33 protein-coding genes are annotated in these 26,447 nt (G+C 67.2%); 15 read left to right on the forward strand and 18 right to left on the reverse strand.

Annotated elements, in window-relative coordinates:
* Positions 1-299: 299 nt before the first annotated feature.
* The 4 genes from Q0741_RS14405 (at position 300) to tcmP (ending at position 3,035) form a co-directional block, all read left to right on the forward strand.
* A complete protein-coding gene (locus Q0741_RS14405; RefSeq protein WP_298233900.1) occupies positions 300-545 on the forward strand; it encodes a hypothetical protein in 246 nt (81 codons plus the stop codon).
* 4 nt (positions 546-549) lie between these two features.
* Complete coding sequence (locus tag Q0741_RS14410; RefSeq protein ID WP_298233901.1) at positions 550-1,626, forward strand: hypothetical protein; 1,077 nt, start codon at positions 550-552, stop codon at positions 1,624-1,626.
* A gap of 16 nt (positions 1,627-1,642) precedes the next feature.
* Complete coding sequence (locus Q0741_RS14415; RefSeq protein ID WP_298233902.1) at positions 1,643-2,029, forward strand: thermonuclease family protein; 387 nt, start codon at positions 1,643-1,645, stop codon at positions 2,027-2,029.
* A 160-nt stretch (positions 2,030-2,189) separates the two neighbouring features.
* Entirely contained in the window at positions 2,190-3,035 is an 846-nt protein-coding gene (gene tcmP, locus Q0741_RS14420) for a three-Cys-motif partner protein TcmP (protein WP_298233903.1), read from the forward strand.
* On the opposite strand, the gene Q0741_RS14425 is transcribed toward tcmP, so the two are convergent.
* Positions 3,016-3,771 (reverse strand): phage Gp37/Gp68 family protein, encoded by a 756-nt coding sequence (locus tag Q0741_RS14425; protein ID WP_298233904.1) that lies wholly within the window; start codon positions 3,769-3,771, stop codon positions 3,016-3,018. The genes tcmP and Q0741_RS14425 overlap by 20 nt on opposite strands.
* A 145-nt stretch (positions 3,772-3,916) precedes the next feature.
* Here Q0741_RS14425 and Q0741_RS14430 point away from each other — a divergent pair, with 145 nt between their 5' ends.
* A complete protein-coding gene (locus Q0741_RS14430) occupies positions 3,917-4,270 on the forward strand; it encodes a helix-turn-helix domain-containing protein (protein ID WP_298233905.1) in 354 nt (117 codons plus the stop codon).
* On the opposite strand, the gene Q0741_RS14435 is transcribed toward Q0741_RS14430, so the two are convergent.
* The 9 genes from Q0741_RS14435 to Q0741_RS14475 form a co-directional block, all read right to left on the reverse strand.
* Positions 4,236-4,766: a hypothetical protein gene (locus Q0741_RS14435; RefSeq protein ID WP_298233906.1), complete on the reverse strand. Its 531-nt coding sequence runs from the start codon at positions 4,764-4,766 to the stop codon at positions 4,236-4,238. The two genes, Q0741_RS14430 and Q0741_RS14435, sit on opposite strands and share 35 nt — an antisense overlap.
* Positions 4,767-4,985: 219 nt before the next feature.
* A complete protein-coding gene (locus Q0741_RS14440) occupies positions 4,986-6,245 on the reverse strand; it encodes a hypothetical protein (RefSeq protein WP_298233907.1) in 1,260 nt (419 codons plus the stop codon).
* Between the two features lie 65 nt (positions 6,246-6,310).
* Positions 6,311-7,210, reverse strand: a complete 900-nt coding sequence (locus Q0741_RS14445) for a YqaJ viral recombinase family protein (protein WP_298233908.1) — start codon at positions 7,208-7,210, stop codon at positions 6,311-6,313.
* 15 nt (positions 7,211-7,225) lie between these two features.
* The gene (locus tag Q0741_RS14450; protein ID WP_298233909.1) at positions 7,226-7,924 is read right to left on the reverse strand and encodes a hypothetical protein; all 699 of its coding nucleotides are present in this window, start codon (positions 7,922-7,924) and stop codon (positions 7,226-7,228) included.
* Between the two features lie 54 nt (positions 7,925-7,978).
* Positions 7,979-8,143 (reverse strand): hypothetical protein, encoded by a 165-nt coding sequence (locus Q0741_RS14455; RefSeq protein ID WP_298233910.1) that lies wholly within the window; start codon positions 8,141-8,143, stop codon positions 7,979-7,981.
* A complete protein-coding gene (locus tag Q0741_RS14460) occupies positions 8,136-8,357 on the reverse strand; it encodes a hypothetical protein (protein WP_298233911.1) in 222 nt (73 codons plus the stop codon). Before Q0741_RS14460 ends, Q0741_RS14455 begins: the two co-directional genes overlap by 8 nt.
* Positions 8,354-8,704 carry a hypothetical protein gene (locus Q0741_RS14465; RefSeq protein WP_298233912.1) on the reverse strand — a complete coding sequence of 117 codons (351 nt, stop codon included), beginning with the start codon at positions 8,702-8,704 and terminating at the stop codon, positions 8,354-8,356. Before Q0741_RS14465 ends, Q0741_RS14460 begins: the two co-directional genes overlap by 4 nt.
* 1 nt (position 8,705) lies before the next feature.
* Positions 8,706-9,062: a hypothetical protein gene (locus tag Q0741_RS14470; protein WP_298233913.1), complete on the reverse strand. Its 357-nt coding sequence runs from the start codon at positions 9,060-9,062 to the stop codon at positions 8,706-8,708.
* Between the two features lie 177 nt (positions 9,063-9,239).
* Positions 9,240-9,713 carry a transcriptional regulator gene (locus tag Q0741_RS14475; RefSeq protein WP_298233914.1) on the reverse strand — a complete coding sequence of 158 codons (474 nt, stop codon included), beginning with the start codon at positions 9,711-9,713 and terminating at the stop codon, positions 9,240-9,242.
* A 135-nt stretch (positions 9,714-9,848) separates the two neighbouring features.
* On the opposite strand from Q0741_RS14475, the gene Q0741_RS14480 reads away from it, so the two are divergent.
* Entirely contained in the window at positions 9,849-10,295 is a 447-nt protein-coding gene (locus tag Q0741_RS14480) for a hypothetical protein (RefSeq protein WP_298233915.1), read from the forward strand.
* Positions 10,296-10,532: 237 nt separating this feature from the next.
* Here Q0741_RS14480 and Q0741_RS14485 read toward each other — a convergent pair whose 3' ends face one another.
* Positions 10,533-11,681 (reverse strand): PEP-CTERM sorting domain-containing protein, encoded by a 1,149-nt coding sequence (locus tag Q0741_RS14485; protein WP_298233916.1) that lies wholly within the window; start codon positions 11,679-11,681, stop codon positions 10,533-10,535.
* 677 nt (positions 11,682-12,358) lie between these two features.
* On the reverse strand, positions 12,359-13,285 hold the full coding sequence (locus Q0741_RS14490) for a LysR family transcriptional regulator (protein WP_298233917.1): 927 nt from the start codon (positions 13,283-13,285) through the stop codon (positions 12,359-12,361).
* Between the two features lie 116 nt (positions 13,286-13,401).
* Here Q0741_RS14490 and Q0741_RS14495 point away from each other — a divergent pair, with 116 nt between their 5' ends.
* Together Q0741_RS14495 and Q0741_RS14500 are read left to right on the forward strand one after the other, a co-directional pair.
* On the forward strand, positions 13,402-14,175 hold the full coding sequence (locus Q0741_RS14495) for a 3-oxoacyl-ACP reductase family protein (protein ID WP_298233918.1): 774 nt from the start codon (positions 13,402-13,404) through the stop codon (positions 14,173-14,175).
* A 33-nt stretch (positions 14,176-14,208) separates the two neighbouring features.
* Positions 14,209-14,814: an NADPH-dependent F420 reductase gene (locus tag Q0741_RS14500; protein WP_298233919.1), complete on the forward strand. Its 606-nt coding sequence runs from the start codon at positions 14,209-14,211 to the stop codon at positions 14,812-14,814.
* A gap of 40 nt (positions 14,815-14,854) precedes the next feature.
* Here Q0741_RS14500 and Q0741_RS14505 read toward each other — a convergent pair whose 3' ends face one another.
* The 5 genes from Q0741_RS14505 to Q0741_RS14525 form a co-directional block, all read right to left on the reverse strand.
* Positions 14,855-16,078 carry a diguanylate cyclase gene (locus tag Q0741_RS14505; protein WP_298233920.1) on the reverse strand — a complete coding sequence of 408 codons (1,224 nt, stop codon included), beginning with the start codon at positions 16,076-16,078 and terminating at the stop codon, positions 14,855-14,857.
* Positions 16,079-16,303: 225 nt separating this feature from the next.
* Complete coding sequence (locus Q0741_RS14510; RefSeq protein ID WP_298233921.1) at positions 16,304-18,439, reverse strand: ATP-binding protein; 2,136 nt, start codon at positions 18,437-18,439, stop codon at positions 16,304-16,306.
* A 201-nt stretch (positions 18,440-18,640) separates the two neighbouring features.
* Positions 18,641-18,967, reverse strand: a complete 327-nt coding sequence (locus tag Q0741_RS14515) for a BrnA antitoxin family protein (protein ID WP_298233922.1) — start codon at positions 18,965-18,967, stop codon at positions 18,641-18,643.
* Positions 18,939-19,232: a BrnT family toxin gene (locus tag Q0741_RS14520; RefSeq protein ID WP_298233923.1), complete on the reverse strand. Its 294-nt coding sequence runs from the start codon at positions 19,230-19,232 to the stop codon at positions 18,939-18,941. The genes Q0741_RS14515 and Q0741_RS14520 overlap by 29 nt, the downstream gene beginning before the upstream one ends.
* A gap of 321 nt (positions 19,233-19,553) precedes the next feature.
* Positions 19,554-20,729, reverse strand: a complete 1,176-nt coding sequence (locus Q0741_RS14525; RefSeq protein ID WP_367184119.1) for an ATP-binding protein — start codon at positions 20,727-20,729, stop codon at positions 19,554-19,556.
* Positions 20,730-20,777: 48 nt separating this feature from the next.
* On the opposite strand from Q0741_RS14525, the gene Q0741_RS14530 reads away from it, so the two are divergent.
* The 5 genes from Q0741_RS14530 (at position 20,778) to Q0741_RS14550 (ending at position 25,100) form a co-directional block, all read left to right on the forward strand.
* Complete coding sequence (locus Q0741_RS14530) at positions 20,778-21,155, forward strand: response regulator (protein WP_298233925.1); 378 nt, start codon at positions 20,778-20,780, stop codon at positions 21,153-21,155.
* Positions 21,156-21,650: 495 nt separating this feature from the next.
* The gene (locus Q0741_RS14535) at positions 21,651-22,985 is read left to right on the forward strand and encodes a patatin-like phospholipase family protein (protein ID WP_298233926.1); all 1,335 of its coding nucleotides are present in this window, start codon (positions 21,651-21,653) and stop codon (positions 22,983-22,985) included.
* A gap of 128 nt (positions 22,986-23,113) precedes the next feature.
* Positions 23,114-23,371 carry a VF530 family protein gene (locus Q0741_RS14540; RefSeq protein WP_298233970.1) on the forward strand — a complete coding sequence of 86 codons (258 nt, stop codon included), beginning with the start codon at positions 23,114-23,116 and terminating at the stop codon, positions 23,369-23,371.
* A gap of 449 nt (positions 23,372-23,820) precedes the next feature.
* Positions 23,821-24,450, forward strand: coding sequence for a hypothetical protein (locus tag Q0741_RS14545; RefSeq protein ID WP_298233927.1), 630 nt, complete (start codon positions 23,821-23,823; stop codon positions 24,448-24,450).
* Positions 24,447-25,100, forward strand: a complete 654-nt coding sequence (locus Q0741_RS14550) for an RES family NAD+ phosphorylase (RefSeq protein ID WP_298233928.1) — start codon at positions 24,447-24,449, stop codon at positions 25,098-25,100. Before Q0741_RS14545 ends, Q0741_RS14550 begins: the two co-directional genes overlap by 4 nt.
* Positions 25,101-25,328: 228 nt before the next feature.
* On the opposite strand, the gene Q0741_RS14555 is transcribed toward Q0741_RS14550, so the two are convergent.
* Positions 25,329-25,595, reverse strand: a complete 267-nt coding sequence (locus tag Q0741_RS14555; protein ID WP_298233929.1) for a hypothetical protein — start codon at positions 25,593-25,595, stop codon at positions 25,329-25,331.
* A 104-nt stretch (positions 25,596-25,699) separates the two neighbouring features.
* Here Q0741_RS14555 and Q0741_RS14560 point away from each other — a divergent pair, with 104 nt between their 5' ends.
* Positions 25,700-25,969: a DUF6516 family protein gene (locus Q0741_RS14560; RefSeq protein WP_298233930.1), complete on the forward strand. Its 270-nt coding sequence runs from the start codon at positions 25,700-25,702 to the stop codon at positions 25,967-25,969.
* Positions 25,966-26,319 (forward strand): transcriptional regulator, encoded by a 354-nt coding sequence (locus Q0741_RS14565; RefSeq protein ID WP_298233931.1) that lies wholly within the window; start codon positions 25,966-25,968, stop codon positions 26,317-26,319. Before Q0741_RS14560 ends, Q0741_RS14565 begins: the two co-directional genes overlap by 4 nt.
* Positions 26,320-26,447 lie beyond the last annotated feature (128 nt).

Raw genomic sequence — 26,447 nt, forward strand, 5'->3', positions numbered from 1 at the left:
TCGCTCGACAGGCTGCTCAATTACGCCGGGATTCGGGAGCAGTGAACAACCCTGGTTCTGGGGGCGTGCCCGTTCGGCGAGACGGCGCTGCTCCTCGATAGCCTCGAAAACGAGATCAAAGCTGCAGATCAAACGGCGAATTTAGATTCCACAGACGAGTACTTAGCTCGTCTCCGCGGCACGCAGAAACCGATGCATTCGCGGGCGACTGCCGTGCTGACGTCACTGAGCCCGGCCACAGCTTTTCCTGCCCCGGCAACGCGGCATCATCACGCCCCATGTACCAAACCGAAGACAACATGCCCAAGGGCTGGGTCAGGCCCGTTGCCAAGCCCACCCGCGAATCCCTGAAGGCCCGCGTGGCCGAGCTGCGCGCCGAACTGGCCGAGGCCGAGGCGCGGCTGCGTGAAATGGAAGAGGGGGCTCGATTGGAGGCGCTGGTGAAGATCAAGAACCTCATTCGTGCTTTTGAATTGACGCCGGCGGACCTGGGCCTTGTGCCGGCACCAAAGCGCCGCGGCCGGCCGCGAAAGGCGGCGCCCTGACACGATGGGCGTTCACCAGCACCGTGCTCGCCAGCGCCTGGACACCGTGGCGCCAAGGTATCGCCCCATCTGGGACGCGATAGAGATAGCACGCCGCGATGCGGCGACCTGGCCGGCCCATGTCTACGTGACGTCTGCTGCAGCCGGCGAGGCGGTAGCGGACACGCTGTGCTGCTCTCCCGAGCGAACCGTCGATGAACTGCTGAGCCTGGGCGAGCTCGGCATGGCCACGTTCATGTCAGCGGCCATCACGATGGGCACCTGGCGCATGACCCAGGGTATCTATCGCATCGACCCGGACCTCTACCCGGCGCTGATTGCCACCCCGGCGGCGAAGATCCCGGCCGATGTGCTTACCAGACTGCCCGAGTGGTGTTGTTATGTCGAGACGCCGGGCCTGCATTTGCCGCCGCACACGCCCGGCACGTCCGGCCCGCTGTTGCACGGCGCATGGGCACGGCTCGACGTGGGGAAGGCCGGCGCCCCACTGCTGGCCCTCACGCCCGACATCGACGAAACGGCGCCCCATCTGCCTCCGACGCAGCACATCGTGCTGAGCGCCGGCACGGTGGATGACGGCATCGAGGCCACGCTGCGCGAGTGGGAAGGTTCGGATGCGCCCATGGGCGGCATGTCGCCGCAGCTGGTCGTGAGCGAAGTCGCCGCCTGGGTACGCCCCGTGGTCAATGCCCTGCTCTACCTGTGCGCCGGTGCCGAGTTCACGCGTGGCGGCCAAGCCGCCACGCCGGCAAACCCACAGCCGGTGCCCACGAAGCGCGGGCCGCGGCTGTTCGCGCCGCAGCAGCCGACGACCTGGGACGTGGGCGTGCGCCTGGGAGCCGCGCTGCGCCGTGCCTACGCTGCGCGATGCGAGGCCTTGGGTGGCACGCATGCGGGACCGGTTCCGCATGTGCGCGTCGCGCATTGGCACGGCTTCCACACGGGGGCACGCAAACGGGCAGACGGCAGCGAGATTCCGCTGGCGCAGCGGCCTCTGGACGTGCGGTGGCTGCCGCCTATTCCCGTGGGGATCGAGGACGTGGACAAGCTGGCCAGCGTCATTCGGCCTGTGACGGCATAAGGTAGACACGCTGGCCATGGCCACGACACTCCCGGCGCTACTGGTGTGCCTTGTCGTTGGGATCTCGGACGGCGACACGTTGACGGTGCGCTGCGAAGCTGCGGCGCAGACGCTGCGCGTGCGGCTGGCGCAGGTAGACGCGCCCGAGAAGCGACAGCCCTTCGGTGAGCGCAGCCGCCAGGCGATGGCCGCGTTCTGTTTCCGGCAACAGGCTGAAATCCGACCGCAGGACACGGACCGCTACGGCCGCACTGTGGCGCATGTACGCTGTGCTGGCCGGGATGCCGGCACCGAGCAGGTACGCGCCGGAGTGGCATGGGCCCTACACCCGCTACCGGCCTGCGGCCGAGCTCGTGTAGTTGGAACGGCAAGCACGAGTTGGGCACCGCGGCTTGTGGGCTGATCCAGCGCCAGCGCCACCGTGGGATTGGCGTGCTGCATCGCGGCGCTGAGTGCCCTCACGCCTTCCCAGCCTTCAGGCACTATCTGCCCGGCAAGGCACGCATACATGGAGGTGAGGATTAGTACATCGCCGGACGTTACAGGATGTATATAGTTGCGCCATGACCCAACATCGATTTGGCGGCATGTGGACTCAGGACAAGCTGGGTGTCCTGCAGAAGTACCTGGGGTTCTACACGCAAGCGTTGAAGGCGCAACCGTTCGAATTGGTCTACATCGACGCTTTCGCCGGCACTGGCCGTTGTCGCATCAAGACTGGCCGAGGGCAGAGCGAGACCATTGACGGGTCGGCAACGATTGCTCTGAACTGCGCTCCTGCTTTCAGCCGCTACCACTTCATCGAGAAGAAGCCCAAGCATGTGCTGGAGTTGCGGGCATTGTTGGCAACTCACGCCAACGGCGGGCGCGCCATGCTGGAACCTGGTCGGGCGGAGGATGCGCTGCCTGGCATCCTGGGTAGGTACAACTGGCGACGTACTCGCGGGGTGCTGTTCCTTGATCCTTATGGCCTGCAATGCACTTGGCAGACGCTGGAGCGAATTCGTGAGACTGCGGCGTTGGACGTATTTTTCTTGGTCAGCCTGAGTGGGTTGTACCGGCAAGCAGCGGTGGACGAAAAGGCGATTGACGAGGGAAAGGCGGCACGACTGACGGCTTTCCTCGGGACCGACGCTTGGCGAACAGCCCTCTATACGAATGAGCAGTTCGACTTTTTCGACGGCTCAACTGTGACGCGATATCCGGGATACCAGGACATCCTTCGGTTCACGACCGAGAGATTGCGCAGCCTGTTCCCGCGTGTCGAGGAGCCATTGCTGCTGCGCCAGGGGAATGGCAAGGGCGCACCGTTGTTCGCCCTCTACTTCGCGGTAGCTAATCCACACCGCGCTGCCGTAGATCTGGCTGGGCGTGTCGCTCGCAACATCCTTAGCAAGCTGCGCTGCTAACCACGCGCACTGGGAAGTCGTTCCAGCGCTGGCCGGCAAGTTCTCGGCCGTTGCGCTTTTTGTCGCGGCGCACACCGTCGGGCCCCCAGGCCCCCCACTGCTTGAAGAAGAAAGCCACACCTTGAGCAAGCGCTTGGCGGCGCACGCTATCGGCCCAGGCCTCTTTCATCGGACGTGCCTTGACGCCGCTCTCGCCTCCAACGATGACCCAGTGGATGCCGGTGAGGTCCAGCTGGCCCAGATCCTCCAGCAATGGTTCTACCGACAAGAAACGCACTGACGCAGCCTGGACCTGCTGCAGCTGCGCGATACGCGGCACTCCGTACTTACGATCTTCCACAGACACGCCCAGCCACACGTTGTCCGGGCAACGGCGTGAAGCAAAGAAGGTCGGAAGGCGCTCGGCCCGTTTAGTGAGCACTTGGTAGGTGTGCTGCGGCGTGCGCGTGCACACGTCCAACACCTGCTCTATGAAGGCGTCCGGCACGCCTTCATGGAACAGGTCAGACATCGAATTGACGAAGTAAGTGGTTGGCGTCTTGCGCCGTAGCGGCTGCTCCAGCCTTTGCGGGTGCAACGTCAGCTCGAAGCCTCGGTCATAGCCGGCCGCACCCATGGCCTTGAGCCTACGTGCCATCGTCTCGGCATAGCAGTGCTTGCACCCCGGTGACACCTTTGTGCATCCGGTGACCGGATTCCAGGTGTGTTCGGTCCACTCAATCGACGACTCAGCCATGTTTTCTCCAGGCATGAGTGTAGGGCTCGAAGCTGTAAATTCTTACATGCTTAGCAGCGGCGCATGTCCGTGTGGTGGGCGTCCGAGGCCCTGACACGGACTGCCAGAATCCAGCCCATCGAATTTCCACGAGGGGCCACCATCCATGTCCGCGAGCAGCGATGCCGATACACTGCCCGAGCGCCCGAAGCGCGGCCGACCGAAGCTTTTTACCGAGCCGTTCTACCCGGAACTGCCTGAACCCACTGGAGAGCAGGTGCGTGATCTTCGGGTGCGTATGGGGTGGACGCTGAGCTACACCGCCGGCGTCGTGGGCCTCACGGATAGCTCGGCCGTCAGCGAGATCGAACGTGGCGAGGACCGCCGAGGCACACCACGCAGACTCAACAGCTGGCGCTGGACCTTGATGCTGCTTGCGGCAGGCGAACATCCAACGCTGGTCCTCTCTCCGCGCACCGAGCCAATCACGGCACCGCTGGCGCCAACCTCTCCGGAGTAGCACTGCAGTTGCAGTGACAGGCGCCAGAGCCGCGCGGCTGGTAGGCCCACTCGATCACGCGCGCCGCCACGGGCTGCCCAGCGGCTGAAAGCCACTCCGCGCCACTCCACAGGCAGCCACCTTCAACGAGCGAGCCACCTGACGTCTGCACGCGCAGCAGCACGCTCCTGAACGGGCGCGGCATGGCGCCTGGCACCGGCGGGAACCAAATGATGGTTTCGCGGCCCAGCGGCCGGGCGCGCGCCTTGCGCCGCGGCATCTCCACCGGCTCGGGAAATTCATGCGCGTGCCGCGCATCGACGTACACGCCGGGCACCTTGCCCTTGCACGGGCGCAGGTTCACGAGCAGGCGATTTCTCACCAGGCTGTAGAAGCTGTGCCGTGCGCCCTCCCCAAACTCGGCTTCAACGGCCTGCGTGGTGCGCGGCACACGACAGAACGCCACGATGCGCTTGCCAAAGGAGCCGTACTGGAAGCCACCACCGCGGCCGGACATGGGCCGTGCCCGCTGAGGTGCCGGCGCCACTGCTGGTGCTGCGCGATCAGTGCACGTCGTTGCCATCGTCTTTGCTCCAATGCTTGACCCAAGAGGGGGAAGAAGAAAGGGCGGCAGCGCGTGCGCTGCGCGAGATGGGAAGCAAGGGGGAGGACGGAGAAGCACCCCACCGCCGCTGGTGTCGCCCTGAAAACCTGTTCGACTTGGCGGCTGTTGCCGTCAGGGAGCAGTGCGGCGGCGCGGCGGCGGCACGGGAGCCGCAGGCGGTTGCTGGCGTGGCGGTTGGCCCAGCCCCGCACGCAGCCGCGCGTGCATGTCGGTGAGCGTGGCGCGCAAGTCCTCGTCCAGCACGTCCCGCAGTTGCTCGCCCAGGGCATCGAGCGTGTCGGCGTCGCCCTTGTCAGCCGCGCGCTGCATCTGCTCGGCGAAAGCGTCGGCGTCGAAGCCGCGGCGGGCCTGAGGCGGCGGCGCCATCGGGCGGTCGGGCGCAGAGGCCGCAGCCGGTGCTGGCGCGGCCTCGGGCTCTTGCCCCTCGCCTTCGGCCGCAGGTGCCGGCGCCGGTACCGCTGATGGCCTCGCGCGCTCGCGAAGCATCGCCTTGGCCTTGTCGGCAGCGGTGGGCGCCTGACCAGCAGCGCCAGCACCGCTTTCGCCTTGCGCATCGTTGGCCGCCGGCGCCACTTCCACCGGTTCGAACCAGTCGGCGGGCGTGCTCATCTCGTCGCGCAGGCTGACGTAGATGCGCTTCAAGCCCACCACCTGCGCCGGCTGAATCGACTCGATGCGGCGCTGGATGCGGCGCTCGATCTGCTCCTTGGTCACGCCGAACTCCCCGGCGAAGGTGTCGAGCAGCCGCTTGATGCCCTCGGGGCTGGTGTCGGCCTTGGCACGCAGCGTGGCGCTGGCCTGCTCCATCGCCATTTCCGTCACGTCTCCCGGGATCTGCGCCAGGATGCACGCCCGCTTGCGCCGCGCGGCCTGGTTGGCGCACAGCTCGTAGATGTCGCGCTCGTCCTTGAGCCGGTAGCCGCCATGCTTGGTGTCGCGCCAGTGGCGCACGAAAAACTGGATGACCTCGCGGTTGTTGGTTTCGTGGTCAACGCAAAACGCTTCGACCTCGGACACGCCCACGCCGTCAGGGGCGACGTAGCGGCCGATCTCACGCCACCCGCTGCTGACGTTGCCCCAGCTCTGGGCCATCGCTTCAGCGGCGCGGATGCTCGGGCCGACCACATCGCTGCCGCCACGGCTGTACTGGTACTGGGCTTTCTCGGCCAGGGTCTGCCGAGTAAAGGAATTCCTGATCCGGTCCGTGGCGCGGATCACATCGCGAGGAAAGCGCTTGGCCATCATCGCCAGCGCCATGACCTCGGCGCTCTCTCGGGCCTGCACCGCCCGCGCGCCGGCCCCTTCGGCCACGCTGCGGGAAGCGCCCGGCGCGGCGTCGAACGGGTTCTGGATGACTTCGATCTCGCTCATGTCGTTCTCCTGTGGAGGTGGACAGGGAAGGCCCTTGCTGCGCGCGCCAGCCTTCCCAAAAAGGCTCACTTGTCGTCCTTGAGCCGGAACTGCCGCCCTGGCTCGCCGGTGCGCAGGAACTCCCGATACAGCGTCGGGTGCGCGGCCTCGAAGGCTGCGGCGTCGAAGCGCCGCGCGGGCTTGGTGGCCCGCCATGTGGCGAGGGTGTGGCCCGTCGGGTCCACCAGCGTGTCGCGCTCACCCAGGGCGCCCATGAGCAGCGCCTTCAGGGCGGCCTCGGTGGCGTCCAGTTGCTCACGCTGCGCCTTGATGGCGTGCAGGTCGCGGGCCGCGCGCAGCACTTCGGCGTTGGCTGTCACCTGCTCGGCACGGCTGGCATGTCCGAAGCGCGCCAGCATGTCGTCCAGCGTGACGGGTTCCGGCGGTTCGCCGCGCTCCACAAGCCGCCAGAACTCATTGACGCCGTCCTCGATCAGCTCCTGCAGCTCGCGGTCGGCCTCGACCACGAATTCGTCGTACTCCGCGCCGCCGAACAGGACCGGCACGAAGGACACCGCCTCACCCGAAAGCAGCAGTTCTTGCTGGACCTGCAAGAGGTAGTGCTGCGGTATGTCAGGCGAGCCGGACTCGCCCCATCCCTGTCGAGTACGCGCGGTCTTGGCCTGCACGGAGAAGCGGCCGGGCACCCAGGCGTCCAAGTGCGCAAGAAGACGCCCGCGCCGCATGGTGTCGGGCGCAACGATCAGCAGATCATCAGGGTGCGCGCGCTGGAACTCGGAAAGGATGAAGGGCTCGGCCGCCAGGCCAAAGCGCATCGCCAGGTTGTCCGGGCCTTCCGGTGCCTCGCCGCGCTTGACCCGGTACAGATCGAACCGGGTCTGGTACGGACTCAGCCCCAGGGCCGCGGCGCATTCCGAAGCGCCCACGCCGGTGCGGCGCAGCGCCTTCTGAGCGTCAGAAAGCATGGCGCGGCCTTCCCCTCAGAACGGGCAGCCGTTGGGGCACTCCCAGGCACTGGCCTTGACCAGCAGCCGGAACGAGCCGCGACAACTCATGTCGCCGCACCATGCGCCGCCGCGCTCGAACACCACGCCCAGGCGCTGCGGCTTGATGAGCGACACGCGCCCGATGCGCCCGTCCATGCCCTGCACCGTGTCGCCCAGCGCCAGCGGCTCGCCGTAGGGGTCGAAGGCCGGGCTACTGGTCATGGCCGCGTGTTCGTCGTCGCCCTCGGCTGGCGGCGCGAGCACCAGGTATTCCGGCAAGAAGGTCCAGTGCTCGCTGTCCAGGCGGACCAACACCAGCCCGAGCAAGGCGCATCCCGGGTGCCCGATCACGACGCCCTCGCGGCCGGCCACGGCGGCGGCTTCGTCAGGCTCGAACGGGTGCCGCTCGTGCGTCAGCAACTCACCCACCGTGGCATCGACCCGCACGCGCTGTCCCGGCCGGAACGCGGAGCGTGGCATGGGGCGCCCGTCGCCCTCGATCCGATCCCAGCCGCGCAACGGGTCATCCTTCGGGGCGAAAGACAGCCGCCCGTGCTCGTCGGCATTGATGGTGCCCAGCGGCGTGCTGCGGCTCGCCAACAGCGCCAGCCGCTCGCGCAGGTGCGGCTTGAGCATGGCCCGGCGAGCGTCGGCGAGGCGGTTACCGATGACGGGGCCAAGAGCGTTCGACATGGCAGGTACTCCAACAAGGTCGGCAAGAAGGGCCGCCGACCGAGGCCCAGTGACTCAGAGCGAGAAGGCCGGCGCGGACAGCAGCGCCAGCACCAGCCCTGCAATGCACCCGGCGACTTCCCAGGCGAAGGAGCCGGTGCGGTCGTTGCGCGTGTGCGTGAAGGCGTCAGCCACGGCCTGCTCGGCCAGGGCCGCATCGGTGGCGTAGAGGTCACCCATGGCGGCGCTCCAGATCGCGTATCGGGCAGTCTTCGCCCGACTGGCAGCGGTGTCCGAACCGGCAAGGCGGGCAGTCCGGGTCGCTCAGTTCCTCGGCAACGCACTCGGCCTCGTGGTGTCCGACCAGGACCAGGATGCGAATGCGCTGCACCGGGTTGATAGGCAGGTGTGCGGTCAGCAGATGGATCGCTGACTGATGGGTGGCGCTGCTCATTGCATCGCTCCCAGGGCACGCGCCACGGCCACATGCGCCGCTTCAACCAGCACCGCCAGGGCTTCGGTGCTGGGTGCAGCAGGCAAATGCGCCAGGGCTTGAGCAACGGCGAACAGATCGGGCGCGGCCTTGAGCAGATGCGCGTTCGCCAGGACCGGCACCACGGCCACCAGACCGCCAGGGCTCGGCAAGTTGTCGTGAAGCACGGTTCGCCCGCTGGCTCCCAGGTAGTAGGGGCCGGGCTGAAAACCGAAATACAGGCGATCAGAAAAGGGCGTTTGGCTGGGTGCCGCCGCATGGCCCCGCGCCGGGGGCCACGGGCTGCGCGTGATGCACAGCCCTTCCATTTCAGTACCCCGCGCGGGCGTGGTGGATGCGCTCGCGCTCGGCGATCCAGCGATCCTCGGCAGCGGAGGCCGCCCAGGGATCGGCGTAGTCGTCGGGCTCGCTGTCGTCTTCGCCGGCCTTCTCGTGGTCGGCTTCGGCTTGCGCCAGCCACTTCTTCAACTGCTCGGGATGGAAGAAGCCGGCGTCTTCGCACAGATCGACCGCGTGGTCACCGATGACGCAGGCCGTCGGGATGACCACGACGTCCCGGCCACGGTGGTCCTCGTTGACTTCGACCTCGTACTGAATCTCGACCGGGATGCCAGCGAAGGTGCTCTTGAAGCTGTAGACGCAGTGGGAGAAATCAGAACCAACCATCTCTATCTCCTGTAGCACCTGCCCTGGTGCATGGAGACAATTCTAATTCAAATGAACGTATAATTGTTATTTCAAACTAAGTGACTTGTTCTAGATTGTAATTTACTGTTGGTCAGACAAAAGAAAACCCGCATGAAGCGGGATTGAATAAAGTTCTTAAATTAAATCATTAGTCCATCAGCCTGTACTGCTTGCAATAATGGCAGCTTGCACGCCTTGCAAGAACACTCTCACTTCGCGTTCGTCGCTCAGCCCATTGGCTACGGCGTGCTGGATGACACGTACCAAGTCCGAAATGGGCAACTCGATGGTGTCAGCGCGTCGCACACGGGTAGAAGCCGGTTCCTGAAGTACAGGTTGCACCGGCTTCAGCGGCTCCAGCAATGGCTGTTGGGTGGTCTCCTGTGGTTCCTTCAGCACCAGCAATTCGTCTACCGAAACACCATAGTTTTGCGCCATCCATCGCAGCGTCATGGCGTCGGGCAGCGCACGGCCCGTTTCCCATGATGAGACCGTTCCCTCACCCTTCTTGCCCAGAACGTCGGCGACCTCAATTTGTCGGAACCCCTGGCCGCCGCGTGCGCTCTTGCGGGCACGGCGGATGCGTTCGCCGATCTCCCGACGCAGTTGAGCTTCGTTGTCGATTTCCATGCAGCAGACTGTAATCATCATCACAGGGGCGCACTCTAAATTCCTTCAAGTTTTATAGTGACCCCATGGCAAGGCGGGTCCGAAACGAGGACGTCGAACGCGATTGACACTGCCAAGATTGCCACGGAGGAAGTAATGCCGCGCACTGACTTCGTTCAAGCCTTGTTCCACAGGCTCACGCTACGGTACGGCCGTGCGTTCCTAGCCCGCTGGGAAGACGTGTCGGTGGACGAGGTAAAGGCAGATTGGAAGCGCGAGCTGGCCAACTACGCAGAGCGCCCCCAGGCCATCGAATACGCGCTGGCGCTGATGGACCCGGCTGAGCCGCCTACCGCAGCTCGCTTCCGCGAGCTTTGCGCCAGCGCACCAGCACCAGCATTCCAAGCCGCTCCCGAGCCGAAAGAACCGCAGCGGGCGGCTGAGATTCGACGCAAGTACCTGCGCCCGGTTGCACCCATTGCCGGCCGGGAGCGGGCTTGGGCTGCACGGATGGTGCAGCGTGCCGATGCCGGCGAGCGCGTCTCGGGCTACAGCCTGCGCATGGCGCTGGATGCGCTCAAGCGGCCGGGCTCGCAGTTCTGAAAGCAGGTGGTTTAAGCGGCTCCTGCGCCGCACGTACAGGACTAGGCTTCGTGCTCCGCATCGAGCCCCTTCGGGCTTCAATCCCTGCCGCCTTGCGCGGCGGCCTGACGGCCGCCGCTGCGCGCTTCGCCTGCCCTCTTGGGGGACGGGCTGACGCCCACCCCCCGCCGCGCTGGCGCTTGGCATCCCCCCTGAATACCGCCGACTAGGCTGCGCCTGATCGGCCTACGCGCCGGCTCACGCCGGCGCTGCCATGGACTGGCACGAAGACCCCTTGCGCCGGGCCGCCACCGCGCCCACCACGCCCAGCCCCGCCAGCAGCAACATCCATTCCGCTGGCTCGGGCACCGGCGTCATCAGGAAGGGACGGAGCTGGCCGCTGTCGAGGAACAAGGCCGAACCGATGATTTGCCCACGGTCGTTGATCGCCGTGGCATCTCTGAGCCGCCAGTGCGCCGCGACCTCGTCCGGGATCAGGTCGTTGAGATAAATCAGTTCCCCGTCGCGGAGCAACACCGCCTCCGTTTCACCACGGCCGCCATAGCCCACGATCCAGCCGTGATTGTTGATGTCGCGGGCGCTGCTCACTCCCGGCAGCGGGGTCATGACGCCATCGCTATAGAGGTAGCCAATGTTGTTGGGAGAGTCGGCGGTGAAGGTGTGACCTACCGCCTGGCCGGCATCGTTGATGCCGTAGGCATAACTGTAAGGGCCACCCAGCGTGGGCAGCACGGTGGCTCGGGTACCGTCATGCACGAAGCCCAGGTATTCACCTTCGATGCGTCCTGGCTGCTCGAACTGGCCGGCCACGACGCCGTGCTCGTTGATGTCCCAGGGCGTGACGCCCCTGTTGCTGGGCATCTCCAGGTAGCGGCTGACATTGCCGTCATAGACAAAGCCCTGGGCGAAGTCGGAGAACTGGGGCCTCATGGTGCCTGTGACCTGCCCCTGGTTGTTGATCGCTACGGCCACGCCGTCGCTGACAGCACCGCCGAAGGTGGTACGCAGATCGATCATCTGGCCGTCGCGCCACAGCGAGGCCCGGTTGCGGTCCAGCGTTTCGCCGATGAGGTCGCCACGGTCGTTGATGCCGTGCAGGAAGCGAAAGCGGTCTGCGACACTGGTGAAAGTGCCCTGGCTGTAGATGGACGGGTTGAGCTCTGTGAAAAAGGACTTGGCGGCGTTGAGGGCTACTTCCCCCTTGTTGTTCAGCCCGACCGCCTCGAGCAGTGCGTACTCGGGCAAGTCGATGCCCTCGAAGCGGTACTTCAACGCCGCCGGCGCGGCGGCTGCGCCGGCTGGCGCCAACGCTGTGCCCAGGAGGCACAGCCCAAGCAAGGACGCCAGCACGCCAGCACGCACCCGGACATGAGGAATCAATTCCATGCTGCTTCTCCTCGTACATCGACGAAACGGCCTCAACGGGCTTGTCCCGAGGCCGGACACGTATCTAAGCAGCGGTCCAGGAGGCGAATCAGCAACGACGGGTATGCATGGCAACAAAGCCTCGGAGGCTCGGCAGCAGCGGATGCCGACCAATCCGCACAGCGCCAACGAGTGATGCCCTTCGTGTCCATGGCGGGCCAACCATGAGCGGCCGCCCTGAGGCGCCTGTCGCAGTGGCCTTGCCATCCGAGCGGCGCCCTTATCGGCAACTCTTGGCGACGATGGCGCCGCGACGCTGCTCGCACCGGACTTGCGCGTCGAGCTCGCGGCGGCCTTCCAGATCCGGGTCCGCGGTTCGGCGCACTTCGTGTGCGCCATCGGTGAGCTAGGAGACAGCCCACCTCAAGCGGTCAAGCTATTTTTTGCCAACAGTTAAGGGCGCGAATCCAAGGGCGCTGCTGTGGGGCGGCGCCTCAGCCAAGCCGCTGCACCGTGGTTGCTCTGGCCTCGCCTCGAATTGCGAATCCACGAAGCGCCAGACCTGGTGCGACGCGGCAAGTTCGTGCGGCTCTCTACCGCTCCAGAGGTGTGTTCAGTTTCCGGACGCCGTACAAGGCGGCCCAGGGCAGAACCGGCTGTCCCGGCAACGGTCTTGTGCGCCGTTGGGGTATCCCTGACTACGACCCGCCACCCAGCCGCTCCGTGAGACGGTCCTGGGCGAAGCGCTCCACTACGAAGTCCACGAACGCCCGGGTCTTGGCTGGCAGCAGCGTGCGGCTGGGGTAGTACAGCGAGATCGACCCCGCATCCGCCCACCAGCGCGGCAGCAGCCGCAGCAGCTCGCCGCGCTCGATGTGCGCCAGCACGTCCGGCACGGCCAGCAGCGCCACACCCAGTCCCAGCAGTGCGGCTTCGCGCATCGCGGCGGGCTCGTTGACGACCAGTGTCTGCGGCTGCTCCGCGGCCATCTCGCGCGCGTCGGCGTCGCGCATCGTCCAGCGCCGGATGCGCCCGGTGCGCCCGGATCGCATCACGATGCCGTCGAGCGCCTTCAGGTGCGATGGGTCCTGCGGCGCCGCCCGCCCCGCCAGGTAGGCCGGCGCAGCCACCGCCACGATGTGCGCCGGCGCCAGCGTGCGCGACACCACGCCGGGCGAGAGCTCGAAGCCGCCGCCGATGGCGGCGTCGTAGCCCTCGGCGATCAGGTCCACCATGCGGTTCTCGAAGTGCCATTCCGGCCGCACCAGCGGGTGGCGCCGCAGGAACTCGGGCAGCAACGGCAGGACGTGCGCCAAGCCGAAGGTGGGCGCCAGGCTGAGTTTCAGGACGCCCGCCGGCTCGCCACCATCGGCCGCAACACCGGCGATGGCCGCCTGCAGCGCCTCCAGGTTGCCGGCCACGGCCTGCAGGAAGCGCTCACCCGCCTCGGTCAGCGTCAGCTTGCGCGTGGAGCGTTGGAACAGGCGCACGCCCAGGCGCCGCTCCAGCAGCGCCACGTTGCGGCTCACCGCCGCGGGCGTCAGTCCCAGGCGCCGCGCCGCCGCCGAGAAGCCGCCCAGCTCGGCACTGCGCACGAAGCACTCCAGGTTCACCAGGCTTTCCATAGGCAACCACTTTAAAGCACCGCTTGAAAGTGATTCCAGCCATTGCCTGCTTATCGAAAGGGAGTGTGGCGATCACAGTCACGTCCACCCCACTCCACTTCCCAAAGGAACCCGCCATGTCCACCACCGCCCCCGCTGCTGTCGCCACCGCGCTGCCCCTGTCCGGCAAGGTCGCCCTCGTCACCGGCGGCTCGCGCTCCATCGGCGCGGCCATCGCCAGGCGGCTCGCCGCCGACGGCGCCGCCGTGACCTTCACCTACAGCAGCTCGCCCGCCAGGGCGGCCGAGGTGGCGCAGGCCATCGAGGCGGCCGGCGGTCACGCCCTGGCGCTGGCGGCCGACGCTGGCGACCCGGCCGCGGTGCGCGCCGCCGTCGAGAAGACGGTCCAGACCTTCGGCCGGCTCGATATCCTGGTGAACAACGCCGGCATCGCGCTGGGCGGCCCCATCGACGACATCCGCATCGAGGACGTGCAGCGCATGCTGGACGTGAACGTCACCGGTGTGCTCGTCGCCACGCAGGCCGCCGTGCGGCACATGGGCGCGGGCGGCCGCATCGTGCACATCGGCTCGTCCATGACGCGCTACGCCGCCTTCGGCGGCGCCTCGCTCTACACGCTCACCAAGGGCGCCGTCGCCGGGTTCACGCGCGGCCTGGTGCGCGACCTGGGCCCGCGCGGCATCACCGTCAACACGGTGCATCCCGGCCCCACCGACACCGACATGAATCCGGACGGCGGTCCGGTGTCGAAGATCGTCGGCCCCGGCATGGCCGTCGGGCGCTACGGCCGGCCGCAGGAGATCGCCAGCGTGGTGGCGTTCCTGGCCCGCGACGATGCGGCCTTCGTCACCGGCGCGGACATCGTCGCCGACGGCGGCTTCACCGCCTGAGTCCCGTTACCGATCCACCATCAGGAGCCCGTCATGACCACCCCCTCCATCGGCATCCTCGGCGCCGGCCAGATCGGCAGCGCCCTCGCCCGCGCCCTGTCTCGTGCCGGCATCCCCGCGACGCTGGCCAACAGCCGCGGCCCCGACTCGCTGCAAGCCCTGGTGCGCGAACTGCCCGGGATCACAGCCGGCACGCGCGAGCAAGCCGCTGCGCAGGAGCTCGTCGTCGTGGCCGTGAACTGGTCAAAGCTGCCGGCGGCGCTGGCCGGGCTGCCGGACTTCGGCGGCCGCGTCGTCATCGACGCCAACAACCCCATCGAGGCGCCGAGCTTCCGGGCGGTTGACCTGCACGGGCGCACATCCAGCGCGGTCTTCACCGACCTTGTGCCGGGAGCCCGCGTCGTGAAAGCCTTCAATCACCTGCAGGCGCACCTGCTGGCAGCAGCCCCTCAGGCCGAGGGCGGACGGCGCGTGCTCTTCTATTCGGGAGACGACCCGCAGGCCAAGGCGGCGGTGGCCGCGCTGATCGAACGACTGGGCTTCTTCGGCATCGATCTCGGAGGGCTGGACGTGGGCGCGCGCCTGGCGCAGTTCCCCGGCGGGCCGCTGCCGGCGCTGAACCTGGTGAAGTTCGGGTGACCACTTTCGTCCAGGAAGTGACTGAAACGGACTCGGAGCCTCAGGCAACCGCCGGATCACCAGTGCGGACTTGGCCCTTGCCTGCCCGCTTTGCCAGGTACATGTGCTTGTCGGCCGCCTTGAGCAGGGCCCCCACATCGGACTCGTCCTCATGCAGCATCGAAATGCCGATGGATGCGTCCACGCGAACCTCTGCGGCAGCGAGCGAGATGGGTTGCGTGATACGTGAACGGATCCGTTTCGCAATTGAAATGGCCTCGTGCCGCGAGCCGACACGGCGCAGTACGACGACGAACTCGTCCCCGCCCACCCGGGCCACGGCGTCATCGCTGCGGCATTGCTCCTGCAGCCTGCGGGCGATCTCCATCAACACTTGGTCCCCAGCGGCATGGCTGAACCGGTCGTTTACCGGCTTGAAGTCGTCAAGGTCGAATGCGAGGACCGCGACACGCTCGCCACCGCCCTTGGAAAGCTCATCGGTGGGGCCGGCGAGGAACTCTTCCAGACCACGGCGGTTGAGCAACCCCGTGAGGGGGTCGCGCGTGGCGTTGGTCTGCAACTGGATGACTTGCTTCTCGCTCAGGCGCAGGATCTGGCCCGAGTACCGGATGGACCACAGCATGGCCAAGGTGAACAGCACGCCAGCCAGGGCCAGTACCTGCTTGAAGCCAGCCAGCCGCTGTTGCTCGGTCGCACTTCTGGCCTTGAGCAGATCACGTTCAATGGCTTCGAGCTCGTCGAGCTGCACTCTGAGCTCTTTCGTGATATCGCGACTGACCTGGGCCGCCGTCATTTCCTTCAAGGCTGAAGGGCCCAGCTGCTGCGCGATGTCGGCCGACGCCAGGTAGATGTCGAGCACCTGCGACAGCGCTGCGAGCACCGCCTGCGCCCGCGCCTGTTCGGGTCGGCTGTCCAGCGTGAGCTCCCTCACGCGATGTGCCGCCTGAACGGATGTCGCAGCCGATGACCGCACCCGCTCCAGGTAACCCGCGGACGGATAGACGCCATAGCTGCGCAGCCAGGTACCCGCGCGCAATGCATTGAGGCGCACCTGCTCGATCTCGTCGATCAGCTCGTGCGTGTGCTCTACCCACCGGCTGGCCTTTTCGAACTCCACGAAGAAGCCGTACAGCACCCCGCCCATGCCCAGTACCAGCAGCAAGGCGATGAACTGGGTAAGACGCAGGATGCGGGTAATGCGATGCAGCACTGAAGGGCACGGTGATGGGCAGCCAGCGGATTGCAGCGGCTGCTCCCATCCCATTGAAGACTTCGCGGCCTATGGCGTAACAGCGGTCTTATCGGCAACCAAGCCCTTTGCTTGAGCACGGACCGGAATCGAGGCTGTCGGTCCTCGGCTGCCATGAAGCGATGCCGGCCAGGCCGGGCCTGTGGCCGGTACCATCCAGGCGTGGCACAGAGGTGGCCTGGGCCTCGGAGAGAGGGTGCGGCGCGCCCGCAGCTGGCGAGCGTGTGCTCAGCTACAGCTTCAACCTTGATCTGGAGGTATCTCCAGCGTCAGCCTCACGCTGAACGTGCTGCCCTGCCCCGGCTGGCTTGCCACCACCAGCGTCCCGCCCATCATGTCCACCAGGCGCCGCACGATGGAGAGGCCCAGCCCCGTGCCGCCAAAGCGCCGCGTGATGGAGCCATCGGCCTGCGTGAACGGCTCGAAGATGCGCTCCTGGTGCTCGGGCGTGATCCCGATGCCCGTGTCCACCACGTCGAAGCGCAATACAGCCAGTGGGCCGTTACGTGCGAGCTGTCGCACGCGCAACGTCACCCCGCCGCTGGCCGTGAACTTCACCGCGTTGGACAGCAGGTTGAGCAGCACCTGGCGCAGCCGCAGCGGGTCGCCGACGAGGAACCGGGGCAGCGCCGCTGCAACATCGGTCACCAGCTTCAGGAATTTGGCCTCGGCCTGTGGCTGCACCAGGGCCCGCGCCGCATCGAGCAGCCGTGGCAGCTCGAACGGCACGGCCTCCAGATGCATCTCGCCGGCCTCGATGCGCGAAAGGTCGAGCACGTCGTTGGTCAGCGCCAGCAGCTGCTCGCCGGCCTGGTGAATGTGGCGTACGTAGCGTGCGCCGTCATCAGGCAGGCAGCATCGCTGCAGCAGCTGGCTCAGGCCAATGACGGCGTTGAGCGGCGTGCGGAACTCGTGGCTCATGTGCGCCAGGAAGGCACTTTTGGCCCGGCTGGCGGCCTCGGCCGCATCGCGCGCAGTGGCCAGCTCGGCCGTGCGCTGCTGCACCCGCTGCTCCAGGGTGGCATTGATGGCGGCCAGCGCTGCCTCGGCCTCGTGCGCCTGTGTCGTGTCGAAGTTGAGCCCGATCATTCGAACCGCCCGACTGTCGGGTCCTGGCAGCACCTGCGCGCGCCCAGCCACCCAGCGCACCCGGCCATCGGGCTGCGGCACCCGGAACTCGAAGCGGAACGTGCCTTGGCCCGCGTCGACCACGGCGCGGATCGCCGACTCCAGCGCCGGCCGATCCTCGGGGTGCACCAGCGACAGCGCGCGCGCTCCGGTCATGTCGCCTTGGCGCCTGTCGGCGCCGAACAGCTCGTACTGCCGCGCATCCCACTGCAGGCCGTCCGCGCCGAGATCCCAGATGAACACACCCATGCCACCGGCGTCCAGGGCAAGACGCAACGTCTTCTCGCTTTCACGCCGCGCCGCTTGCGCGCGGGCGCGCTCCACGGCTTCCCAGGTGCGCTCTGCCGTCTCCTGCAACAGTGCCAGCTCCAGCGCCGTCCACTGGCGCGGCGTTGACTGGTTCATCGCCAGCAGCGCCACGAACTTGCCGTCCTTTATGAGGGGCAACGCCGCGTAGGCTGAGATGGACAGCGCCGTGAACGCTTGCCTGGCCGGCTCGGCGATACCGGGATCGTGGGCCACGTCGTGAACGATGACGGGGCGCCCCTGCAGCGCCTCGTAGGCGTCCCGGCCGAAGCTCTTGAGCGGGTACAGGCCGTCCGGGAAATCGAGGCCGGGCCGGCAGTACGCGTCCTCGATCAGCCAGAGGTCCTCGTCGTCCTTGCGCACGTGCTCGGCGTAGAGAACCCGGTCGGTACCCAGCTCCTCACCCAGGGTCCGCGTGGCCGTGGCCTTGATGCGTTGCGCGTCGGCCAGTGGCCGCAGCGCGTCGCTGAGCTTGAGCAAGTAGGCGTGCCGCAGCTCGGACTGCTGGTACACCTGCCGCGCCAGGACCTGGTCGGTCGTCTCGGTCGCTACACAGAAGAATCCCGCGACCCGCCCCGCGTCGTCGCGCAGCGGCGTCCAGGAAAAGGTGAACCAGCTCATGGGCCGCCCCGCGCGCCCTTGCAGCGGCACCGGGCGGTCAACGAAGTAGTGGGACTGCCCGCGCAACGTCGCCTCGGCGATGGGCCGGTATTCCTCCCAGATCTCGGGCCACACCCGCGCATAGGGCTGGCCCAGCGCGGCGGGGTGCTTGCTGCCCAGGCACGGGAGGTAGCCGTCGTTGTAGAGCAAGGTGTGCTGCGGCCCCCAGGCGATGTAGCTGGGCTGGCGGCTCGCGAGCATGAGCTCCACGGCCATGCGCAGCGGCGTTGGCCAGAGCTCGATGGCGCCCAACGGCGTGGCTGTCCAGTCATGCCGGGACAAGTGCTGTGCCATTTCGCCGTCGGCGAACGGCCAGCCGCCACTATTGCTGTCTGTTCGAATCGTCACCACACGGCAGCCTAGCCGGGGGCGGTGTCGTGCTTCATCAGGGCTGCTGTTCGATTTGCGAGAACAATTTCTCACTGGCCAGCGCTTGATGCCGCAGCTTCACGCCCTCGTTGGTACGCAAGCACGTGCGTTGGCTCACCGCCCGCCGGACGCACCGCCTGGGTGGGACTTGAGCCAATCGCGCAGCGCCTCGTTCATGCGCGTCTGCCATCCGGGCCCGCTGGCCTTGAACGCTTCCAGTACATCGTCATCCACGCGCAGGGCGATCTGGGTCTTGGTCGAGCCCGCGGGGCGACCGCGTCTGCGGCGCGCTGCTGCCAAGGCGGCTTGCAATTCTTCGGCCGTGGCGGGACGCTCGTCCTCATCAACGCCATCCCACACGTAGTAGCCCTCGGGCGGCGGCGACTTCAGCGCCTCGAGGATTGCCTGGCGCTCACTCGGCTTCTTCTGCGAGCCACTCATAGTAGACCTCCGATTCCTCCTGGCTGGCGGGCCGGAAACTGATGATGCGCTGCTCCTGGCTGCGCTGCACGTGCACGACCGTCAGCACTGCCAGCCGGCCCATCACGTAGGAGAACGACTGCACCCGGGTTTCGCCATGGCGCACCGTCGTGACGTCGAAGCGGTAGCGCGAATCGAGCACGGCGGTGGCGTTCACGAAGTCCAGACCGTGCTTGAGCAGGTTGGAGCGCCGCTTGGCTTCGTCCCATGTCAGTCGTTCATTCACCTATTTATTGTATATGCGTAAAAACAGCATGGCGCAAGTGATAATGCAGATAAGCACTCATAATCTCCCATAGACAAAAGCTCGGCGAAGTCTTCAGTTTGATCTTGTACCGGTTGAAGGTCCAAGGCTGGCAAGCACTTGCGACAGCTGCGCAGCCCTGCCCTGCCCTGGTCACAGGCCATGGCCGCATTGATCGCGCATCGGCCAGGATGGCGAGGCGCATGCTGGGTCCTGCAGACCGACGCGGCACGCGCTCGCGCTGCCTGGCACCCGCGCGCCCGACACAACCTTCGTGACCGCCGCAGCGGCGGTGGCACGTCCTCAAGCCGCCTGGCGCGGCGTCCTGGGCAGCAAGACGGTGAATACCGTGCGGCCATCGGCCGAGTCCACGCTCACCGTGCCGCCGTGGGCCTGCGCCACCTGCCGGACGATGAACAGGCCCAGTCCCATGCTGGTGCGCTCGGCCTGGGCGCTGCCCTCCGCGGCCCGGCGCAGCGGCTCGAACAGGAACTCGATGGTTTCGCGCGGGATCGTGGGGCCCTCGTTCTCCACGGACAGCCGCACGTCGGCATCGCCGCCACGCAGCCTCACCGCCACCGGGCTGGCCGGATGGCCGTACCGGGCCGCGTTCGTGACCAGGTTGCCCACGACTTGCCGGATGCGCGAGGCATCCCGGGTGCCCTGCGTCGCGCCGGCTGCCGCGTACTCGATGCGGCAGCCGGGCAGCGCGGCTCTTTGCACCTCGACCTCCTCCTGGCACACCGCGGCCAGGTCGCAAGGCGCCGGTGACACCGGCAGCCCCAGCTCCAGCGACGTGCGGCTGTAGTCGAGCAGGTCGTCCAGCAACTGCTTCATGCGCTCGCCGCTGCGGATCAGCCGCGCGGTAGGCTCGCACACCGGCGTGCCGTCGCCGATCCTGGAGATGAGCTGCGACGTCATCAGGATGGCGTTGAGCGGGCCGCGCAGGTCATGGCCCAGCACGCCCAGGAACACGTTGCGCCAGCGGTCCACCTCCCTGGAGAAGAAGTCGACCGACTCGGCGACCGCCTCGTCGATGGCCTCGTTGAAGCGGCCGATGTCCTCCACGGCCTGCAGCCCCGGCGGCTCGGCGTCGAACCACAGGCGCAGCACGCTCGCGCGCAGGGCGCGGTACTCGGCCACCAACTGCTGCATCGAGAACCCGCTGGCGGCACGTAGCAGCGCATGCGTCTGCGCGGCCGTCCTGCCCTGGATGGGCGAGCCCGTCGCCTGTCCCTTGGACTTGGCGGCCTGCTCCTGGCGCGTTTGCGGCGTCCTGAGGTCCTCGGCAATGGCCTGCAGGATCTGCTCGGCATGATCGCGCAGCGTGCCCGAGCTGGCCTGGGCCGCGGCGGGAAAAAGCGTTGCGGCAAAGTCCTCCCACGCGTTGACGATCGTGGGCATGTTCCGCTCGATGAAGTCGGCAAGTCGCACCGGCCCTCCCTCTGTGCACGCAGCCCGCGTCGATCGCGATGGCATAGGAGCCCATTTTGCTCGCAGCGGCGCATGGACGGGTCACCGCGGTGCTTGCGCATACTGGTCGTCGACGATGACCACGATGCCGCGCAGTCCCTGGCGGAACTGCTCCCGCTCATCAGCCCGGTGCCGTTGGCCGTCACCGTGGCCTTCGACGGCCAGCAGGCCGTGGACCTTGCTTGCGGCCCGAGCGCGCCACCGGACGTGGTCCTGCTCGACATGGAAATGCCGGGGCTCAACGGCTTCGACGCCGCAGCGGCCATCCAGGCGCGCCTGCGTGAGCGCACGCCCCGGCTGATTGCCGTCTCGGGCAATGCGAAGTACGTCGCGATCGCTTCATCGACGGCCCTCTTCCACCACGCGCTGGACAAGCCGGTCGATGTCGAGCGACTGGCGCGTGTGCTCGATGGCGCCGGTCCGCGGGGCTGACGGCAACGGGCCCTGGGCGGGGGGCCGGCAAGCTCACGGAGCCAGGACGCGGGAGCGGCGCAGCCCGCCTGCCATGGACTCGTCCGTGGACCATCAGCCTGTGCGCCTGGGCGGACGAGGTCGGGGCTGGGAGGCGTCGTAAAGGGCCCAGGGCCAATCGTCGCGCCAACCCGCTCGGCGGGCATGGTGCCGGGGCACTGGCGGGCGAGATGCCGGCGAAGGTGCGCCTGAACATGCGGCCGAACGCAGCGGCCCCGGGTTGGCTCACGAGGTCGGTGCGGTGAACCCGCAGGCGGCACCGATGCGGCCCGCCGCCACGAGCCGGTGCGCGTCCCACGGGGGCGCGCGGGATGGAACTGCGCCTCGTGATGCGAGCGCTACCGCGCCGGTATCGACAGCGACCCCGGGCCCGGCGTAGGCGCCTCGCACGCCTGCGGCTGCACACCCGCTGCACGAACGGGCAGCCGCGGCACGGCGCACCGGCAGGGAGGGGGCATGCCGCTGCACCATCGGGCCGTGGCCCACCTGTGGCGTGTCGACCCGGGTTATGCCGCAAATATCAGGGTTAACACCTATGCTGGCCCCTGGATTGCTGCAGCGCAGCATGGACGACGCGGCATGCCGCGTTCTGCACGCTCCGGGCATGTCCCGGCCTTGAAGGCCATCGCCACAAGCGGTGGCCACCACAGGAACAGAAAACACATGGCACGCAATGACAAAAGAAACCTGGCGCAGGGCTTGATCGAGCCTGCATGGCAGCGGCTTCGAAGCGGCGGCACCCGAGACGCCGGCTCGCTCAGGCCGCGCGCCTGGGGCACCGGCCAGGGGAGGAAAACCGTAAACCTGGCACTCCAGGGTGGCGGCGCGCATGGCGCGTTCACCTGGGGCGTGCTGGATGCACTGCTCGACGACGCGCGGCTGGACTTCGAGGGCGTGAGCGGCAGCAGCGCCGGCGCGATGAACGCAGTCGTGATGGCCGATGGCTGGGCCAAGGGCGGGCGCGATGGCGCGCGGGCCGCGCTGGCCGCCTTCTGGTCCGCCATCGGCCAGATGATGCCCGGCACGCTGCTGGCCCAGCGCATCGGCGAGGAGGTCAGCCTCACACCGGCCGGCAGGATGCTCGCCAGCCTGGCAACGCAGTTCTCGCCGGCTCAGCTCAACCCTATGGCGCTCAATGGCTTGCGCGACCTGCTCGTACGGCAGATCGACTTTGAGCGGCTGCGCCAGCACAGCCCGTTCAAGCTCTTCATCGGCACCACCCAAGCCAACACCGGCCGGCTACGGGTATTCCGGGAATCGGAACTGACGGTCGATGTGCTGCTGGCCTCGGCCTGCCTGCCCAAGATCCACCATCCCGTGGAGATCGACGGCCAGCCGTACTGGGACGGCGGCTACTCGGCCAACCCGGCCGTGTTTCCGCTGTTCTACGAGTGCGACAGCACCGACGTGCTGCTGGTGCTGCTGAGCCCGCTTGCCCGCAATGACACCCCGCACACCCCGGCGGAGATCCGCGAGCGCATCACGGAACTGGGCTTCAATGCCCACTTCATGCGCGAGATGCAGCAGTTCTCCCGGGCGATGTCGTTTGCCGCGCCGTCGTTCATCGGCCGAGGGCGGCTGGAGCGCAAGCTGCAGGCCATGCGCTTTCACATGATCGAGCCCGGCCACGCTCCCAGCATGCAGCGGCCGGAAACCCGTCTGCTGGCCCACATGCCGTACCTGGAGTTGCTGCAGGACAAGGGGCACGAGCGCGCGGCAGCTTGGCTTGCGGACTATGCCGCCACGGTGGGGGTGTGCTCCAGCATCGACATGGAGGAGTACTTTGGCTGACTTGGCTGACTTGGCTGGCGCTGGACGGTCCGAACCCGGGCCATCTGCCCAGCCAGCGCTGCCGGCCGCTCCTCTAGCGCACCACCAGCACCGGGACGCTGCAATGCCCGAGCACCCGCGGCGTTTCGCTGCCCGCAGCAGTGCGGCGAGGCCCTGTAGCCCAGCCACGCGACCCCTTGCACGGCGTCACCCTGGAGATGATCGTCACGGCACTGGCCGGCCACTACGGCTGCGCCGGCCTGGCCGAGCGGGTGCCCATGCGCTGCTTCAGCAGCCAGCCCAGCGTGTCGCCAAGCCTGAAGTTCCTGCGCAAGACGCCCTGGGCGCGGGAAAAGGTGGAAAGCCTTTACCTGTTCATGCTGCGTGAGCGGGCTCGCAGAGGCTGAGCACCGCACAGGAACCAGTCCACCTTATGGTTGCCCCTTGCGCGGCCGGCTTGGCCACTTCGGTGCCGGGACCAGTCCCCAGGTCCGCTGGCGTCAGCCACACGCGTGGGAGTTTGCGAAGCTTCACCAGCATCTTCAGCCGCGCGTCGTTCTCCATCTGCTTGGCCTGCGCCTCGGCCATGGCCCGCTTGCGCGCACGACCGGAAACCGCACCGCAGGTCATACCGGGCCACAGGCCGGCGTGGCGGCAGGGCCGAAGTCTCGCGGCCGGTGCAGCAGGTCCACGGTCTACCGGGTGCGCGAACCGGTCCGGGCTGCGCCGCCTGTCAGTCCCCTCCCCTGCAACTGCTGCTGGTCCCCAGCGTAGAGACGTCACAGCAAGGCATGCCACACTTGCCGTATCTTGTTAAGATGCAGCATGTGTGTCGATCAAGGGGGTTGTGATGCGCATGGCTCTGGTCTCGGAGGACTTCATCAAGACGCTGTCGCTCCCGAAAAAGGAGCAGCCGGCGATGATCGACCTGCCCCAGGAAGTGACGCCGGATCTCCTGAGCTCGCTCCAGGAGGCGCTGAGCAAGGCTGCGCAAGTGCTTGGCCCCAAGCTCGTGGCCGACGCGGATCAACTGGCGCAGTTGCTGGTGGGCGTGGCCACGCCGTCCGCCGACCTGGTGCGCGAGCGCATCGAGCGCAACAAGACCATCAAGCTGCTCACGCAGCAGACGCCGTGGTTCACGGCCGCCGAGATCCAGGCGGCCAATGACGGCCACGCCCGGGCAGTGGCTGACTGGAAGCGCCGCGGCCGGATCTTCTCGGTCGCGAGCCCGCGCGGCATGGACCTGTACCCCGCCTACCAGTTCGATGCCGCCATGCAGCCGCTGCCCGTCATCCGCTCCATCCTCCAGGCCTTCGGACCCGTGGCGGACCCCTGGACGCTCGTGGCCTGGTTTCACTTCCCCAACGGCTGGCTGGTTCGCAAGGACGATCCTGAGCACCGTCCGCAAGCGCCGAAGGATTTCCTGGACGACGAGGAGGCGGTCGTTCGAGCTGCCGGCCTGCGCAGTTCCAGCTATGTCGCATGACGTACACGCCCCCTCGCGCCCCGGGCGTGGACGAGCGGTTCGTCGTGCGGCAACTCACGCGCGAGGACGCGCCTTTCTGGTACCACGTCTACAGCAAGAGGGCGCCCTACGCGGCCAACACGGCGCTGAGCTTCAACCAGGGCTGGGGAAGCACGCGGTTCGCCCCCATCAGGCTTGCCGACGGCAGCTGGGCCCACACCTACTACGTGGCCAGCAGCCGCGAGGGGGCGTACCTGGAGTCCGTGCTGCACGACATCCCTCTCGGGGTGGCAGCCTTCTTCGACAAGACGGGGCTGGACGTGTCGTACCTGGCCAGGATCCAGCTGTCCGATCCGTTCGAGTACGTGAGCTTGCACAGCCATGACCTGCCGGCCCTGGGCCTCACCCGCGCCCAGTTGATCGACAGCCTCCCCGCGGACTATGGCCTGACCCGGCCGTGGGCCGAGGCTGCCCTGATCCAGCGGCCCGGCGCCGCGGCCATCGGCTACACGTCTCGCCGCAACGACTCGGCTCGCTGTCTGATGCTCGTCGAACAGCGAATGCCCAGGCCGCCGTTCACCGTGGTCGAGAACACCTGTATCGGCTCATCACCGGCGCTGCGGCGAGAAGTCCTCGACCTGGTTTCGAGCCTGGGCATCAGCGTTCTCTGACGCCAGGCGTGCTTCGGGGCAAAGGCGCTGGCGCTCCAGGGCGGACCGGAGGTCCGCACAGCGCGGTGGCGAGAACGGCGTGGCGCGCGCCAGCGCGGCCAATGCGCGCGGCACTACACCGTCCGGGCTGCGGGCACAGGCTTTGAAGAAATGGACGACGACGTGCCGGCGCCAGCTGATCCCGGGAATTCAGCACCCCACCTTTTCGAGGCGGCGCCATGACGTTCTTCAGCCGGAGTTCTTGCGCGGCCGCCCCCGGCGCTTCGCAGCTGGCACCAGCCCAAGATCCGCCGGCGTCAGCTCGAATGCCCGCATGAGATTGCGCACCTTCACCAGCGCCTCCAGTCGGGCGCCCTCTTCCATCTCGCGCAGTTGGCCTTCGGCCTCGGCCAGCTCGGTGCGCAACTCAGCAATGCGAGCCCGGAGGGTTTCGGGTGTCGGTTTGGCAACGGGCTTCACCCAACCCTTGGGCAGGTCGTTGTCGGTCTTGTACATGCCGCAATGATGCCGCCTTGCTCATCGCGAGGTACGGGCTTGGCGAGATCGAAAGCCCAGCAACTCACTGCCCCTTGTCTGGCCTGCCAAGCTGAACAGAGCCGGTGAAAAAGGCATGTGACGGTTTCGCTGGCGCACATCGCGGACAACGTGGAGAGCTTGTACGAACCGGCTGCGAGAGGTGCAGCCAGCACACCTTCAAGTACCGGCTTTACTTCGGCGCCGCAGGGGTGTGCCGCGTGCGCTACGACAACGAGCGCGGCAAGGGCGACCATCGCCACATTTGCGAGCGGGAAGATGTCTACTGCTTCACCACGGTGGAGCAGCTGCTGGCTGATTTCGAGAGCGATGTGCGCCAATGGAGGCCATCATGAAAGCGATCATCGAGGTAGCGCTCAGGAACTCCATCTTCAGCGCGGCGGCGCGTCAGCTTGAGCAGTCCCGCCGCGGACTGGAAGCGGACTTCCATCTGTCCTTCGAGAGTGCGCGGCTGCTGTTCTCGGAACTTACTCCGGCGCGGCTGGAGTTGCTCAACGTGCTGCGCGGCACGGGAGCGTCCACCGTCTACGCCCTGGTCAAAGCAGCGGAGCGCAACTACTCGAACGTCCATTCAGACCTGGCGCGCCTGGTCGAGTTGGGCCTGATCGAACGCGACAGCGACGACAAGGTCTTCGTGCCATTCGACGCCGTGGAGATCCGGCTGGCGCTGGCGCAGGCGGCGTGACGCTGGACCCGTAGATCAGGAACGCCGCAGCTGCGGCGATACCAAGCACCCAGTCGCGACCGACACCCAGGACCGCTACCAGCTATGCCAGCAGTTGGCCGAACTTGAAGCACAGCGGGCGTGACCAC

This window comes from uncultured Azohydromonas sp. (genome assembly GCF_937926365.1).
Taxonomy (GTDB): Bacteria; Pseudomonadota; Gammaproteobacteria; order Burkholderiales; family Burkholderiaceae_C; genus Azohydromonas.